This window comes from Streptomyces sp. SID13031 (genome assembly GCF_010548305.1).
In the GTDB taxonomy this organism is placed as follows: domain Bacteria; phylum Actinomycetota; class Actinomycetes; order Propionibacteriales; family Kribbellaceae; genus Kribbella.
This window is the reverse complement of the sequence record NZ_JAAGLV010000006.1, coordinates 50,173-65,167: the sequence shown is the minus strand read 5'-3', so window position 1 is coordinate 65,167 and position 14,995 is coordinate 50,173. Positions and strand designations below refer to the sequence as shown.

At 69.1% G+C, this 14,995-nt stretch carries 18 protein-coding genes; 10 read left to right on the top strand and 8 right to left on the bottom strand.

Annotated features, from left to right (window positions below; genetic code table 11):
- Positions 1–59 precede the first annotated feature (59 nt).
- Positions 60–1,403 carry an HRDC domain-containing protein gene (locus G3I17_RS14110; RefSeq protein ID WP_203590181.1) on the bottom strand — a complete coding sequence of 448 codons (1,344 nt, stop codon included), beginning with the start codon at positions 1,401–1,403 and terminating at the stop codon, positions 60–62.
- Positions 1,400–2,002, bottom strand: coding sequence for a DUF3000 domain-containing protein (locus G3I17_RS14105; protein ID WP_164596472.1), 603 nt, complete (start codon positions 2,000–2,002; stop codon positions 1,400–1,402). The genes G3I17_RS14110 and G3I17_RS14105 overlap by 4 nt, the downstream gene beginning before the upstream one ends.
- A gap of 89 nt (positions 2,003–2,091) precedes the next feature.
- Between G3I17_RS14105 and hemE the strand changes: the two genes are divergently transcribed.
- From hemE to G3I17_RS14075, 6 genes are all read left to right on the top strand, one after another.
- Positions 2,092–3,180 carry a uroporphyrinogen decarboxylase gene (gene hemE, locus G3I17_RS14100; RefSeq protein WP_343238318.1) on the top strand — a complete coding sequence of 363 codons (1,089 nt, stop codon included), beginning with the start codon at positions 2,092–2,094 and terminating at the stop codon, positions 3,178–3,180.
- A complete protein-coding gene (locus G3I17_RS14095) occupies positions 3,173–3,682 on the top strand; it encodes a GNAT family N-acetyltransferase (RefSeq protein ID WP_164596470.1) in 510 nt (169 codons plus the stop codon). Before hemE ends, G3I17_RS14095 begins: the two co-directional genes overlap by 8 nt.
- 12 nt (positions 3,683–3,694) lie before the next feature.
- The gene (hemG, locus tag G3I17_RS14090; RefSeq protein WP_164596469.1) at positions 3,695–5,116 is read left to right on the top strand and encodes a protoporphyrinogen oxidase; all 1,422 of its coding nucleotides are present in this window, start codon (positions 3,695–3,697) and stop codon (positions 5,114–5,116) included.
- The gene (hemQ, locus tag G3I17_RS14085) at positions 5,113–5,814 is read left to right on the top strand and encodes a hydrogen peroxide-dependent heme synthase (protein WP_164596468.1); all 702 of its coding nucleotides are present in this window, start codon (positions 5,113–5,115) and stop codon (positions 5,812–5,814) included. The genes hemG and hemQ overlap by 4 nt, the downstream gene beginning before the upstream one ends.
- Complete coding sequence (locus tag G3I17_RS14080) at positions 5,811–6,191, top strand: VOC family protein (protein WP_164596467.1); 381 nt, start codon at positions 5,811–5,813, stop codon at positions 6,189–6,191. The genes hemQ and G3I17_RS14080 overlap by 4 nt, the downstream gene beginning before the upstream one ends.
- 102 nt (positions 6,192–6,293) lie before the next feature.
- Entirely contained in the window at positions 6,294–6,794 is a 501-nt protein-coding gene (locus tag G3I17_RS14075) for a phosphotransferase (protein WP_164596466.1), read from the top strand.
- Here G3I17_RS14075 and msrB read toward each other — a convergent pair.
- A complete protein-coding gene (msrB, locus tag G3I17_RS14070; RefSeq protein ID WP_164596465.1) occupies positions 6,766–7,185 on the bottom strand; it encodes a peptide-methionine (R)-S-oxide reductase MsrB in 420 nt (139 codons plus the stop codon). The genes G3I17_RS14075 and msrB overlap by 29 nt on opposite strands.
- A gap of 128 nt (positions 7,186–7,313) precedes the next feature.
- Complete coding sequence (locus G3I17_RS14065; protein ID WP_164596464.1) at positions 7,314–8,909, bottom strand: M4 family metallopeptidase; 1,596 nt, start codon at positions 8,907–8,909, stop codon at positions 7,314–7,316.
- A 160-nt stretch (positions 8,910–9,069) separates the two neighbouring features.
- Between G3I17_RS14065 and G3I17_RS14060 the strand changes: the two genes are divergently transcribed.
- Positions 9,070–10,182: a DNA polymerase domain-containing protein gene (locus G3I17_RS14060; protein WP_164596463.1), complete on the top strand. Its 1,113-nt coding sequence runs from the start codon at positions 9,070–9,072 to the stop codon at positions 10,180–10,182.
- 7 nt (positions 10,183–10,189) lie between these two features.
- Here G3I17_RS14060 and G3I17_RS14055 read toward each other — a convergent pair whose 3' ends face one another.
- A complete protein-coding gene (locus tag G3I17_RS14055) occupies positions 10,190–10,945 on the bottom strand; it encodes an SDR family oxidoreductase (protein ID WP_164596462.1) in 756 nt (251 codons plus the stop codon).
- A 181-nt stretch (positions 10,946–11,126) separates the two neighbouring features.
- Positions 11,127–11,951 carry an SURF1 family protein gene (locus tag G3I17_RS14050; protein WP_203590179.1) on the bottom strand — a complete coding sequence of 275 codons (825 nt, stop codon included), beginning with the start codon at positions 11,949–11,951 and terminating at the stop codon, positions 11,127–11,129.
- A 68-nt stretch (positions 11,952–12,019) separates the two neighbouring features.
- Here G3I17_RS14050 and moaA point away from each other — a divergent pair, with 68 nt between their 5' ends.
- Entirely contained in the window at positions 12,020–13,036 is a 1,017-nt protein-coding gene (gene moaA / locus G3I17_RS14045; RefSeq protein ID WP_164596461.1) for a GTP 3',8-cyclase MoaA, read from the top strand.
- Positions 13,037–13,113: 77 nt separating this feature from the next.
- Here the strand turns inward: moaA and G3I17_RS14040 are convergent, their stop codons facing one another.
- Both G3I17_RS14040 and G3I17_RS14035 read right to left on the bottom strand, forming a co-directional pair.
- Entirely contained in the window at positions 13,114–13,320 is a 207-nt protein-coding gene (locus tag G3I17_RS14040; protein ID WP_164596460.1) for a hypothetical protein, read from the bottom strand.
- A 208-nt stretch (positions 13,321–13,528) separates the two neighbouring features.
- Positions 13,529–13,852: a DUF3099 domain-containing protein gene (locus G3I17_RS14035; protein ID WP_164596459.1), complete on the bottom strand. Its 324-nt coding sequence runs from the start codon at positions 13,850–13,852 to the stop codon at positions 13,529–13,531.
- A gap of 73 nt (positions 13,853–13,925) precedes the next feature.
- Here G3I17_RS14035 and G3I17_RS14030 point away from each other — a divergent pair, with 73 nt between their 5' ends.
- Both G3I17_RS14030 and fabG read left to right on the top strand, forming a co-directional pair.
- Positions 13,926–14,138, top strand: a complete 213-nt coding sequence (locus G3I17_RS14030; protein WP_164596458.1) for a dodecin — start codon at positions 13,926–13,928, stop codon at positions 14,136–14,138.
- Positions 14,139–14,271: 133 nt separating this feature from the next.
- Complete coding sequence (fabG, locus tag G3I17_RS14025; RefSeq protein WP_164596457.1) at positions 14,272–14,976, top strand: 3-oxoacyl-[acyl-carrier-protein] reductase; 705 nt, start codon at positions 14,272–14,274, stop codon at positions 14,974–14,976.
- Positions 14,977–14,995 lie beyond the last annotated feature (19 nt).

Genomic DNA, 14,995 nt, shown 5'->3' with positions numbered 1-14,995 from the left:
GTGCTCAGGGAGTTCGGCCGGCGGGGCGGATCGTGGCTGGTCCGTGGGTGGAGCCAGGGCTAGGGAGTGTCGCTTGCGGGGGCTTCGCTGGTGGGGGCTTCGCTGGTGGGAGCGGCGCCGTTGGGGGTGTCGGCTGGGTCTAGCGGATCGGCTGGGGCTGCGACGGTGGCGATGGCGTCGGTGAGGATCTCGGCGGTGAGGCCGATCTGCCATTCGCGGGCGTTGTGCTCGCGCAGGAACGTCGACACCGACGTCAGGTCGGCATCGGCCGGAGGGGTCCAGGCCAGCCGGCGGATCGTGTCGGGGGAGAGCAGGTTCTCCGTCGGGAGCCGGTGCGCCTCAGCGATCTCGCTGACCGCCGACCGCGCGGCCGAGAGGCGGGCTGCCGCGTCCGGGTCGCGATCCGCCCAGGCGCGAGCCGGTGGCGGTCCGTCGTACCGGGGGCCCTGCTTGGGGAGCTCGGTGTCGGGCAGGCGGCGGGCGTGGTCGATCGCCTCCCACCAGGTGCGCATGTGGCGGTGCGCGCCGCGACCCTTGAAGGCGGTCAGGCGCTGCAACGTGTCGCGGTCGACCGGCATCGCAGCGGCGGCCTCGACGATGGCCGCATCCGGGAGGATGCGGCCGGGGGAGATGTCGGCGGACTCGGCGATCTGGTCGCGCGCCTCCCACAACGCGCGCACGACGGCCAGGCTGCGGCGGTTGCGGACGCGGTGCATTCCCGACGTCCGCCGCCACGGGTCCGGCTTGGGCTCGCGCGGCGGGGCGTTGAGGATCGCGGTGAACTCCTGCTGCGCCCACTCCCACTTGCCTTCGCGGCGCAGCTCGGCCTCGATCGCGTCCCGCAGCTCGATCAGCATCTCGACGTCGAGCTGGGCGTAGATCAGCCACGGACCCGGCAGCGGACGCGTCGACCAGTCGGCCGCCGAATGCTCCTTGCGCATCTTGAAGCCGAGTACTTCGCTGACGAGCGAGGCCAGCCCGACCTTGGGATAGCCGAGCAGGCGGCCGGCCAGTTCGGTGTCGAAGACGGTCCTCGGGACCATCCCGACCTCGGCCAGGCAGGCCAGGTCCTGGTTCGCCGCGTGGATGATCCACTCGGCGTCGAGGATCGCATCGCCGAGCGACGACAGGTCACCGAACGGGATCGGGTCGACCAGCGCGGAGCCGGAACCCTCCCGGCGGAGCTGAACGAGGTACGCGCGGTGCGAATAGCGGTAGCCGGACGCACGCTCGGCGTCGACGGCCACCGGGCCGGTACCAGCGCGGAAAGCTTCGACGACCTCGGCCAGGGCCGGGTCGGTGTCGATCACGTCGGACAAGCCGTCGCGTAGTTCGAGCAGAGGCAGTTCTTCGGCCGGATCATCCGGGACGGGCGGCTGCTGCTGGGTCTCTGCCGGGCTCATCGGCCCCGCTGACCGCGCCGGGTCGGCATCGCGACCACCCCCGGCGGAACCGGCGGGAGTCCCGCCGCAGTACAGAGCACCTCGCCCCAGGCCTCGGCGTGGTGGGTCACTTCGACCATCCCGTCCGGGCCGGGCACGGGACTCCAGGACGCACGGATCTCGATCTCCGCCGTCGCCTCATCATCGGCCATTCCGCCGAAACTCTCGGACACCACTCTGGTGACGGTACCGCTCGGCGCCACGAACTCGGCGCCCCGGTCGGCCAGGGCCTCCATCAACCAGGTCCAGCCCACGCCACCGAGCAGTGCGTCCGTCACCATCTCCGGTTCGACGGCGGCACGCACATACGCGACACAACGGAAGGTCGACTGCCAGGCGTCGTTCCCCGCCGGGTCGTAGAGGACGACCAGGCGACCGGTGGCGACATCGTCACCATCGACCGTCACGTCTGCGCTGACCGCGGCCGCGTGCGGTGCTATCCGCTGCGGTGCGGGCATCTCCTCGACGAACACCTCGGGCCTGAACCGGGCCTCTCGCAACTGAGTGAGAGCCTCGGCGAACTCCGCGGGTGGCGCGTCGACCTGCTTGCGGGCACCCATGCTTCGCAGCCTACGACTGATTACTCACCGACGCCGGTGACGACGCGCCGGTGACACCTCGCGGGCATGGGATCATCGCTCTTGTGCCCGTGACGCAATCTCCTCAATCACCCACCGCTACCGATGGACCCTCCTCGCTCGCGCAGTCCGCTTTCCTGCGGGCCGCCCGGGGCGAACCGGTCCCGCACACGCCCGTCTGGTTCATGCGCCAGGCGGGTCGCTCGCTGCCGGAGTACCGGGAGATCCGCGTTGGCACGACGATGCTCGAGTCCTGTATGCGGCCCGACCTCGTCGTGGAGATAACGCTGCAGCCGGTACGCCGTTACGGCGTCGACGCGGCGATCTTCTTCTCCGACATCGTGCTGCCGCTCAAAGCGGTCGGTGTCGACCTGGAGATCCAGCCCGGCGTCGGCCCGGTCGTCGCCTCGCCGGTCAAGTCACTCGAGGACCTCGAGCCGGTACGTCCGGTGACACCCGCTGATGTCTCGTACATCACCGAGTCGGTGCAGGAACTGGTGTCGCGGCTGGGTGGTACGCCGCTGATCGGGTTCGCGGGCGCGCCGTTCACGGTCGCGTCGTACCTGGTCGAGGGCGGGCCGAGCAAGGATCACGCGAAGACCAAGGCGCTGATGCATGGCGACCCGAAGCTCTGGCACGCGCTGGCCGACCGGCTCGCGGACGTGGCGATCGCGTATCTGTCGGTGCAGATCGAGGCGGGCGCTTCGGCAATCCAGCTGTTCGACTCGTGGGCCGGTGGGTTGTCGGCGCGCGACTATGCGGAGTTCGTCCAGCCGCACTCGGCGAAGGTGTTCGAGGCGCTCGCGCACTACGGCGTGCCGCGGTTGCACTTCGGCGTGAACACGGGTGAGTTGCTCGGCCTGATGAGCGAGGCCGGCGCAGACGTCGTCGGCGTCGACTGGCGAGTGCCGCTGGACGAGGCCGTCCGCCGGATCACCGCGGCGAGCGGCGCCCCGAAGCCGGTCCAAGGCAACCTCGACCCGGCCCTCCTGATCGCCGGCTGGGACGCGATCGAGCCCCAGATCGACCGAATCCTCGAGGAAGGCAAGTCGGCGCCCGGCCACATCTTCAACCTCGGCCACGGAGTCCCCCCGACCACCGACCCCGACGTTCTCGACCGCATCGTCAAGGCGGTCCAGCAGAAGTCCGCCCGTGCCTGAGAATGGTCTTCCGGCGGGCGTTTGCCTTGAGCGCCTGCGGTTTGAGCACGCGCCTGCGTTGCTTGCCTTCGAGCTGGAGAACCGGGCGTACTTCGCCGCTCACGTGTCCGATCGTGGGGAGGCCTACTTCGCGGAGTTCGCCACCCGGCATGCCGACCTGCTGGCCGACCAGGATGCCGGGGAGCTCCATTTCCATCTTCTGGTGGAAGAAGACGGCCGGGTGGTCGGGCGGGTGAACCTGGTCGACGTCGCGGACGGATCGGCGGAACTCGGCTATCGGATCGCGGAGCACGCCACCGGCCGCGGGCTCGCCACAGCTGGTGTGCTCGAGGTGTGCCGGCTGGCTGCGCGGGAGTACGAGCTGAAGGAGTTGCGCGCGGGGACCAACCTGACCAACGCGGCGTCCCAGGCGGTGCTGGCCCGCGCCGGCTTCATCCCTGTCGGTGAGGCGACGTACGGCGGCGGTCCGGGCCTCACCTACGTGCGTTCTTTGAGCGTCTGATCTCATGGGGTCGTGGAGCGTAAGTCTGTAGTTGTCGTCGGTGGTGGGATCAGTGGGCTGGCTGCGGCGCATGCGCTGGCGAGTGGGCCGAACCCCCCGAAGATCACCGTGCTGGAATCGTCGCCACGGCTCGGCGGGAAGCTGGCGGGAGCCGAGCTGGAAGGCATCCCGGTCGACCTCGGCGCCGAGTCCGTGCTCGCCCGTCGTCCTGAGGCCCTCGAGCTGATCCACGCCATCGGGCTGGGTGACGACGTGGTGCATCCGGCAACGACCTCGGCCGGGCTCTGGATCGGCGACCGGATCCGGGCGATCCCGCCGACCGTGATGGGCGTGCCGACCGACCCTGCGTCCACTGTCGACGCCATCGGCGAGGAGGCGGCTGAGACCGTCGCGCACGAGTCCGACCTACCCGCGCCCGCGTTGACCGAGGACGTGGCGATCGGGCGGTTCGTCGCCGAACGCATGGGTGCAGCCGTCTCCGAAAAACTCGTCGACCCGCTGCTTGGCGGGGTCTACGCCGGTCGCGCCGACGAGATCTCGCTGGCGGCCGCGGTACCGGAGCTCTACGCCAAGCTGAAGACAGCGCCGAGCCTGCTGGCGGCAACGGCCGAGCTGCGGGAGACAAGTCAGCGCCGGAACGCGGCCGGCGAGCCTGTCTTCGCCGGCATCAAGGGCGGCGTCAACCGGCTCATCACCGCGCTGGAGACCGATCTGCTCGCCCGTGGGGTCCAGATCCACCGCAGCGCGACCGTACGCCGGATCCGCCGTACTGCGGACGGCTATGAACTCGAGACCGGCCCGGTGCCCGCCCCGACCTTGCTGCAGGCCGACGCGATCGTGGTGGCTGTCCCGGCTGCTCCGGCGGCTCGCATGCTCACCGAGGTGGTTCCGCAGGCGTCTACTGAGCTGGCTGCCATCGAGTACGCGAGTATGGCGATCGTCACGCTCGCAGTACGCAAGGCGGACTGGCCGACGGAGGCAACCGGGTCCGGCTTCCTGGTGCCGTCAGTGGAGGGCCGCACGATCAAGGCGTCGACCTACTCCCACGCCAAGTGGCAGTGGTCCGCCGACGCCGGGGGAGACCTCGCAGTACTGCGCTGCTCCGTCGGGCGGCTCGGTGAGGAGTACGTGCTCCAGCGGTCGGATGAGGAGCTCACTGCGCTCGCAGCAGCGGATCTACGAGCCGCTGTGGGCCTGCAGGCGCCCGTAGTCGGCTCCTTGATCACCAGGTGGGGCGGTGGCCTTCCGCAGTACGCCGTAGGCCACCTGGACCGCATTGACCGGGTAGAAGCGGCCGTCGCCGACCAGCCCGGCCTGGCCGTCTGCGGGGCGGCGTACCGGGGTGTCGGCATCGCTGCCTGCGTCGCCTCGGCAGGGAAGGCAGCAACCCGGGTGCAGGCTCACCTGGACGCATTGGCGACAATGGCTGGGTGACCGAGACGAAGCCGAAGGCGCGCGAGCTGAACAATGTGATCCGCTACACCATGTGGTCGGTGTTCAAGGTGGAGACGCCGCTCGGCGACGCCGACCGCGACGAGCTCGTCGCGGAGCTCAACGAGCTCCTGGGCAAGCTCGGGGCCGACGAGGACGTGGTGATCCGCGGCTGGTACGACGTCGAGGGGTTCCGCGCCGACGCCGACTTCATGGTCTGGTGGCACGCGCCGACGTCCGACGCGCTGCAGAAGGCGTACCACGCGCTGCGCCGCTCGCGGCTCGGCCGGCACCTGGCGCCGATCTGGTCGCAGCTCGCGCTGCACCGGCCGGCGGAGTTCAACAAGAGCCACATCCCGGCGTTCCTGGCCGACGAGGAGGCGCGGACCTTCATCTGCGTCTACCCCTTCGTCCGGTCGTACGAGTGGTACCTGCTGCCCGACGAGGAGCGCCGGTTCATGCTCGCCGAGCACGGCAAGATGGCGCGCAGCTACCCCGACGTCCGGGCGAACACGGTGGCGTCGTTCGCGCTCGGCGACTACGAGTGGATGCTCGCCTTCGAGGCCGACGAGCTGCACCGGATGGTCGACCTGATGCGCGACCTGCGCGCGTCGACGGCCCGCCGGCACGTGCGCGAAGAGGTCCCCTTCTACACCGGCAAGCGGGCCGAGTTGAGCGATCTGATCGCGAACCTGGCGTGACGGAGCGCAAGGCCTTCCCGGTCCTGTACGTCACGGACGTCCGCCGGTCGGTCGAGTTCTACGCCCTGCTCGGTTACGAGTCGCGCTATCAGTTCCCCCTCGAAGGCGACCCGCACTACGTCGGCCTGGAACGCGGCGACTCCTCCCTGGGCATCGCCGACGCCAACTGGCCCGAAGCCCAGCTCGGTATCACCGTCGGCACGGCCCCCCGCTTCGAGCTCTTCGTGTACGTCGATGACGTCCAAACCACCGTGGACACCTTCCGCACCGCCGGCTTCCCGGTCCTCCAGGAGCCCGCCACCATGCCCTGGGGCGAACGCCAGGCCTACGTCTCCGACCCCGACAACAACCCAGTAGCCCTCGCCACCCCGATCTGATGGCCGAAGCCCTCCCCGGCGGCCGCTTCTCCAGGCCGATCCGCCAAGGCGACACCGTCCAACGCGTTCGGCCTGCACGACGCCACGGCCGGTTTCGAGCCGGTGGACCCGACGGCCTGGAACGACCTGGAAGTCGCTGCGCCCGTCCGGATCGACTGCATCGGACATCACGACCTGGCTCCTTGGAACCTGGTCTTCGATGGCGCCCAACTGGTCGGCATCATCGACTGGGACACCATTCGGCCGTCCAACCGGGTCTGGGACCTGGCCTACGCCGCTTACCAGTTCGTCCCGTTTCACCCACCGGCGTGGCTCGAGCCGTTCGGTTGGTCTGCAGAGCCCGACCGCGCGCGTCGGCTGAGGCTGTTCTGCGATTCCTACGGGCTGGGCGTCGAGCCCGCCGACGTACTGGATCTGATCGTCATCCGGCTGCTGTCCCACGCCGCGAACATCGAGCAGCAGGTGCGCGCCGGCAATCCCGCGTTCGGCGTACACCGCGACGAGGATCACGCAGGCGGTTACCGCGCGGCCGTCTCGTACATCCTGGCGAGCCGCGCGGTCCTGCTTGGGGTGACTACTCAGCCGGGGCCAGGGCGAGGCTGACCGAGTTGATGCAGTAGCGGAGGTCGGTGGGGGTGCCGTAGCCCTCGCCTTCGAAGACGTGGCCCAGGTGGGAGCCGCAGTTGGCGCAGCGGACCTCGACGCGCTTCATGCCGAGGTCGTGGTCCTCGATGTACTCGACCCGGTCCTCCGCGAGCGGCGCGAAGAAGGACGGCCAGCCGCAGTGCGAGTCGAACTTGGTCTCACTGCGGAACAGCTCCGCGTCACAGGCCCGGCACTTGTAGACACCGACCGTCTTGGTGTCGGTGTACTCACCGGTGAACGGCCGCTCGGTTCCGGCCTTGCGAAGCACCTGGAACTCCGCCGGCGCCAGCTTGGCGCGCCACTCCTCGTCGGACTTCTGGACGGCGTACTGCTTGGTGCTATCTGTCATGTCCCCATTATCGACGGCCGGTCAACCGAAACCCCGCGCCGGCGACCGACGTAAGCCAGCCGCAATCGCCGGGGCCTGTCCGCCCCAGTGGGACAGGCTCCGGCGATCACCAGTTCAGTCGACCCAGTTCAGTTGACACTGACCGCCGACCAGGCGGCCGCCACGGTGGCCCGCTCGGGGCTGGAGGCGCCGTACAGGTCGGTGGCTGCGCTGAGCGTCGCGACCCGCGCCTGGGCGTACGTCGTACCGGTGGTGAAGTACGTCGTCAGGGCGCGGTACCAGATCTTGGCCACCTTGGCCTCGGTGATGCCCGTCACGGTCGACCCGGTGCAGCTGGTCGAGTCGTGCGGCAGGCCGCCGATGGTCTTGGCGCCGGTGCCCTCGGAGGCGAGGTAGAAGAAGTGGTTCGCCACGCCCGAGGAGTAGTGCACGTCGATGTCGCCGATCCCGGCGTACCAGCAGTCCTTGGACTGGCCGTCCTTGCTCGGCTTGTCCATGTACCGCAGGGCCGGCCGGTCCTTCATGATCTCTTCGCCGATGTAGTAGTCGCCCGGGTCGTTGGCGTTGTTGGAGTAGAACTCGACCGCGGTGCCGAAGATGTCGCTGGTGGCCTCGTTCAGACCGCCGGACTCACCGGAGTAGGTCAGGTTCGAGGTCGCCGAGGTGACGCCGTGGGACATCTCGTGACCGGCCACGTCGATCGACACGAGCGGTCCCGCGACGACGTTGTCGCCGTCGCCGTAGGTCATCTTCTTGCCGTCCCAGAAGGCGTTCACGTAGTTCGTGCCGTAGTGCACCCGGCTCGGGACGCCCTTGCCGTCGTTGAAGATCCCGTTCCGGCCGTGGATGTTCTTGTAGTAGTCGAACGTCGTCGCCGCGCCGTAGTGCGCGTCCACGGCGGCCGAGGCGCGGTCGGTGTTCAGACCGGTACCCCAGTGGTTGTCCGCGTCGAGGAACTTGGCCGCGACCGGGCACCCGAGACCGAACAGCTGGCACAGGATCGAGTCGGTCTTGTTCTGCGCGTCGAGGGTGGTACCACCGCCGCGGACCGAGTCGGTCAGGTTGAACCCGCCCGACACCGCCGTGGTGTCGATCGGCACCGTCCCGGAGTACAGGCTCTTGCCGTCGCCGGTGACCGTCTCGATGTGCTGCTCGCTGACAAGCTTGGCGCCGGTCAGCGCGTCGATCGTCGTGGTCACGTGGCTGGGCGTGCCGTCGGCCTGCGTGCCGCCGGAGGTGACCAGGTACGCCAGCCGCGGCGCGCCCTTGCGGGCCTCGATCACCAGGGACGGCTTGCCCTCGGCCTTGAGGCCGCCGGCGACTCCCTTGGCGAGCGCGGTGGCGGAGCTGAGTTTCGCTGTCCGGCTGACGTTCGCCGACCGGTCGAGGGTCAGGCTGACGCCCTTCACGGCGCCGTCCTTGGCCTGGTGAACCACGACGTCGCCACCGAGCACCGGCAGTCCGCCGATGGTCCGGTCCATCCGGACGTGGCTGGAGCCGTCGGCGTCCAGGATGACGTCCTTCACGAGGAAGGTGTCGGCGCCGGTGGCTCTGAGGGTTCCGAGATTCTCGGAGATCGCAGCCTTCGCCCGGGCGACCGCGCTGGCGGGGGTCGGGCCGGGGTCTGCCTTCGGTGCGCCGGTAGCCGTTGGGGCTCCGGCCAGCCCGAGGGCGGTTGCGGTCGCCACTGCGGTGGCAGCGGCGAGCAGGGCGGATTTCTTCATCCTCGTGCTCCTTCAAGAGTGTCCCGGGGGCCTCACGCCCCAGGAACGAGGTGCACGCACGTTACCGCCCGGTCACCTAGGGTGGCCAGGGGTTGAGAAAACTTCCCTTTTCCGTGGTGGTCACGGCAATTGGCCGGTGCCGACCGGTAGCGTCGGCGGCATGGCGGCGACCAAGGCAATCGAGCTGGAGATCGCGGGGCGGACGGTCCGGGTGAGCAATCCGGACAAGCCGTACTTCGCGGACCGAGGACTGTCCAAGCTGGACATCGTGAACTACTTCGTCGCGGTCGGCGACGGCATCCTGGGCGCGCTCCGGGACCGCCCGACCACGCTGGAGCGCTGGCCGGGCGGCTGGTTCGAGGGCGCGAAGCTGTCCACCCGGATGGACAACAAAGGCGACGCGTTCTACCAGAAGCGGGTCGCCAAGGGCGCGCCCGACTGGGTCGAGACCGCGACGATCAAGTTCCCCAGCGGCCGGCCCGCCGACGAGGTCTGCCCGAGCGAGCTCGCAGTGGTCGTCTGGGCGGCCAACCTCGGCACCCTGACCTTCCACCCGTGGCCTGTCCGCCGCCCGGAGCTCGACTCACCGGACCAGCTCCGGATCGACCTCGACCCCCAGCCTGGTACGGACTTCAAGAGCGCCGCGGTGGTAGCACCGGTACTACGGGAGCTACTGGCTGAGCACGGCCTCGAGGGCTATCCGAAGACCTCGGGTGGCCGCGGGCTGCACGTCTACGTGCCGATCGAGCCTCGTTGGGACTTCATCCAGGCTCGCCGGGCGGTCATCGCGGTCGGTCGCGAGCTGGCTCGCCGGATGCCCGACCAGGTGACGGTGAACTGGTGGAAGGAGGAGCGCGGCGAACGCGTTTTCATCGACTTCAACCAGATGGCCCGCGACCGCACGATCGCCTCGGCCTACTCGGTCCGCCCGAACTCGCGGGCCCGGGTTTCGGCGCCGTTGCGCTGGGAGGAGGTCTCCGAGGTGGTTCCGGACGACTTCGACGTACTGACGATGCCGGCCCGGTTCGCCGAGGTCGGCGACCTGCACGCGGCCGTCGGCGAGAAGGCGTTCTCGCTGGAGTCCCTGCTGGAGCTGTCCGCCAAGCACGAACGCGACTTCGGCGAAGGCGATCTGCCCTACCCGCCGGAGTACCCGAAGATGCCCGGCGAGCCGAAGCGCGTCCAGCCGTCGAAGGACCGCGACCGACCCAAGGACCCCGCGCCGGAGGAGCCTGCGCCCGAGGAAGCTGCGCCCGAGGAGCCAGGGCAGTAGAAGGGCGTCAGATCGTGCGGAGGGCGCCGCCGTCGATCGGGATGATGGCGCCGGTCAGGTAGGACGCGGCGGGGGACAGGACGAAGGCGGCCACCCGGCCGAACTCGTCGGGCATCCCGTAGCGGCGCAGCGGGATGGTCTTCTCCGCCGCCCGGCGGGCCGCGTCGGGGTCGCCGCTCTTGCCGTCGAGCTCCTTCAGGCGGTCGGTCGCGATCCGGCCGGGCATCAGGCCGTTCACCCGGACGCCGTTCGGCCCGAGCTCGTCGGCGAGGGTCTTGGCCACCATCGCGAGCCCCGGGCGCAGGCCGTTCGAGATCGCCAGCCCGTTGATCGGCGATTTCACCGACGACGACAGCACGAAGGCGATCGACGTGCCGTCCGTACCGGCTCGTGCGACCGAGCGGGCGATCCGCAGTCCGCCGAGGAAAACGCTCTCGAAGGCTGCTCGCCAGTCGTCCTCGTCGGTGTCCATCGCCGTACCGGGCCGGGGGCCGCCGACGCTGATCAGCGCGCCGTGCAGGGCACCCCACTTGGCCACCGCCGTCGCGGCCAGCCGCTGCGCGCTCTCCGGGTCGGCGTTGTCGACCGGGATGCCGACGACGTTGGCGCCGAGCTCCGCGGCCGCCCGTGAAATCGATTCCTCGTTCCTGCTGGAGATGACCAGCCGGGCCCCTTCGGCAGCCAGGGCTTTCGCGGTGGCGAAGCCCAGCCCGCCACTGGCGCCGGTGACGATATAGATGCGATCACGAAGTCCGAGGTCCACGGCTCCATCCTGCCTCACGCCGTCAGATCTCGCCGCCGAGCGCGCCGCCAGGGGTGGCAACGATCTCATTCACTGGACAGCCGTCTCACCGTAAAGTAGTTGCCGCCAGCGCCAGACCGGCGTTCCGTGTGCCTGGACAGGCCGACACGCCGGTGGTGGCCGCAGGCAACGGCAGCCGGTACTACGGATTACCCGGACCGCTTCGCGAACCGGCCGATGTCGTTGCAGTGGGCAACGAATCGTCCGGCGGGACGGCGGCTTGGGGATCCGGGGAGCCGGCGTTCTCGCCGGTCACGTCACGCCGGGAGAAGTAGACCAGCCCGCCGACCGCCAGCAGGGCGAAGAAGAACCACTGCAAGGCGTAGAAGAAGTGCGGTCCGTCGTCGATCTCCGGCCCCGGGAACCCGTCGAAGGCCGGATCCGCGGCGGGAACCTGCTGCTCCACGGTCAGGTAGCCGTCGTACAGGGTCAGCCCGAGCGCCGGGGCGAAGTCGGCTCCGTTGATGAGCCTGGCGGTGCCGTCGGACGGCGTACCGCCGTTCGTATGCCCGCCACGCTCGCTGCGGCGGAGGCGGCCGGTGACGGTGACCTCTCCGGATGGCGCGGCGGGGATGCTGCTCGGCGCCAGCTCGCCGCCTTGCTTGGGCAGGAAGCCCCGGTCGACCAGGACGGCGGTGCCGTCGGACAGGAGCAACGGCGTGACGATCTCGAACCCCGGGCGGTCGTTGATGTTCCGATAGCGCATCACGACCTGCTTGGCGGGGTCGTACCGGCCGGTGACGACCGCGGTGCGCCAGTCGTGCTGATCGCCGATCACTCGCTGTGGCCCGACGATCTCGGCCAGCGGAGCCGCCGGAGCGGCCAGATTGGTCCGGGTGACCTCGTTGCGCGCCTTGCGGGCGTCCAGCCGGTGCAGCTGCCACCGGCCGAGCTCCACGCAGACCCCGGCGAGGACGAGGATCATCAACGCGGCGGTGATCCAGCGGAGATTCATCAGACGACGCACGGTTCGAACTTAAGCCATCCACCGAAACGCCTCGCGGTCGGCTGCCGGGCGGGACGTACGCTGGCCCCGTGACAGCGCCCAGCACGACCCAGCCAGGCCTGGCCGACAACTTCGGCCGGGTCGCGACCGATCTGCGCGTGTCGCTGACCGACCGGTGCAACCTGCGTTGCACCTACTGCATGCCCGAAGAGGGCCTCGACTGGCTCGCCAAGCCGGAATTGCTGACGGATGACGAGATCATCAGGCTGATCGAGGTGGCCGTCCACCGGCTCGGCGTCGACGAGATCCGCTTCACCGGGGGAGAGCCGCTGCTTCGCCGCGGCGTAGTCGGGATCGTCGCCCGTACCGCCCAACTCGAGCCCCGCCCGCAGATCTCGATCACCACGAACGGGATCGGCCTGGCCCGGCAGGCGGAGGCGTTGCGCGAGGCCGGACTCGACCGGGTGAATGTGAGCCTCGACACGATTCGGCCGGACACGTTCCTGCAGCTCACCCGACGGGACCGCCTGAAGGACGTCCTGGCGGGTCTCGCGGCGGCCCACCAGGCCGGCCTGACGCCGGTGAAGGTCAACGCGGTGCTGATGCGTGGCGTGAACGACGATCAGGCGCCCGAGTTGCTGCAGTTCTGCCTCGACCACGGCTACGAGCTGCGCTTCATCGAGCAGATGCCCCTGGACGCCCAGCACGGCTGGAGCCGGGACCAGATGGTCACCGCGGACGAGATCCTCGAGCTGCTCGGTGGGCGTTTCACCCTGACGGCGACCGATGCGGCGACGCGGGGCAGCGCACCGGCCGAGTCGTTCACCGTCGACGGCGGCCCGGCCACGGTCGGCATCATCGCGAGCGTGACGCGCCCGTTCTGCGGCGACTGCGACCGGGTCCGGCTGACGGCCGACGGTCAGGTCCGCGACTGCTTGTTCGCGCGGACCGAATCCGATCTCCGGACGGCGTTGCGCGCGGGTGCGGACGACGACGAACTGGCCGACCGCTGGCGCCGGGCGATGCGCGGCAAACTCCCCGGCCACGGCATCAACGACCCGAGCTTTCTGCAGCCGGTCCGGCCGATGTCCGCGATCGGCGGCTGAGTCCCCAGCCGGTCCGCGGCGGACCTTTCTAAACAGGAAATTTACTTTTTCCGGTGTAACGCGGACCGATGGCGCAGTTACGGCAGTAGGAAAGGCTCGACCTCGCGCAGGAAAGAACGCCGGCCGAGGAAGTCGGAGAGGCTGTCCTTGTGCTCGTCACAGGCCAGCCAGGTCTTGCGCCGGTCGGGGGTGTGGATCTTCGGGTTGTTCCACAACAGCGCCCAGGTGGCCGGTTTGCCGCATCCCCTTGCAGAGCAGACGGACGGCAGTGCTTCTTCGCTCACAGCAGGGTCTCCCAGGTGTCATTCAGGTCAGTACAGGCAATTGTTCCTGACCACTCAATTATCAATAGCCTGGGCAAAATGAAGCGACGTCGGACAGCCACGGGGGGAGCCGTCCGACGCCGCATCAAGACCCTGAATTCCAGCTGTGAACTTCAGAGCACGCAGATTCTGACACGGATCCGTCATGAGAATCCAGTCCCGACGCAGATCACTTTTCGGTGTCGTGATCCGGACCCAGTTCGGGCCGGGCCGGCGGTACGTAGACCTCGGCGCCGGATACCTCTTTCGTCTGCCGCGCATTGGCCAGTACGACGGCCACCGACGGCAGGAAGACGGCCCCGACGAGCAGGATCCAGCGCCACGGCGAAGGGGTGATGACGGCGCCCACGAAACAGACCACCCTTAGCGACATCATCCAGGCGTACCGGAAGATCCTGCTCTCCAGCTCCTCCGACCGGCCGGGCTGCGCGCTGGTCACCGAGATGACTGTCGCGTCCGCCCGCTCACGACCCCGCTTACGACGCTGTGGCATCTATTCTCCTCACCAACACCCAACGGTACGCCGTGGCATAAGTTGTGGCGTACCCAGGCGAAGGGGAACAGCCATGACCGATCGCACCTACCGCGTCACCGAGCTCGTCGGTACCTCCAAGGAGGGCGTCGACGCGGCGATCACGAACGCGATCAGCCGGGCCGGTGAGACGCTGCGGCACCTGGACTGGTTCGAGGTGACGCAGATCCGCGGCCACATCATCGACAACGCGATCGACCACTACCAGGTCGGCCTGAAGGTCGGCTTCCGGCTCGAAGACTCCTGACTCCGGCTGGTCGCGGGACGGGTACTGCGAGCCGCCGGGGCCGCCCGGTTCGCAGTACCGGCGGGGGCGGGCGATACCGTTCGTGCGGCAGCGCCGTCCAACGGCTGAAGTGACTTCTGTGAGGAGATGGAACGTGGCGAGATCGGTACTGGTCACCGGCGGCAACCGGGGCATCGGCCTGGCCATCGCGACCGCCTTCAAAGAGGCGGGCGACCAGGTCGCCGTCACCTACCGCAGCGGTGAGCCGCCGGAAGGCTTCCTCGGGGTCAAGTGCGACGTCACCGACACCGAGCAGGTGAATGCCGCCTTCGACACCATCGCGGCCGAGCACGGCCCGGTCGAGGTACTGATCGCGAACGCCGGTATCACCCGCGACACCCTGCTGCTGCGGATGTCAGACGACGACTGGGACGCCGTCATCCAGACGAACCTGACCGGCTCGTTCCGGGTCGCCAAGCGGGCGGCCAAGGGCATGCTGCGGCTGCGCCGGGGCCGGATCGTCTTCATCTCCTCGGTGGTCGGCATGCTCGGCTCACCCGGCCAGGTGAACTACGCCGCCAGCAAGTCCGGCCTGATCGGGATGGCGCGCTCGATGGCGCGCGAGCTCGGCAGCCGCGGCATCACCACGAACGTGGTCGCGCCGGGCTTTGTCGAGACCGATATGACCGCCGTACTGCCGGAAGAGACCCAGCAGCAGTACCTGAGCCAGATCCCGCTCGGCCGCTTCGGGCTGCCCGAGGAGATCGCCAAGGTCGTCCGCTGGGTGAGCTCGGACGAAGCCGGGTACATCACCGGCGCGGTGATCCCCGTCGACGGCGGCATCGGCATGGGCAACTAACTACTTCTTTTGAGACCAC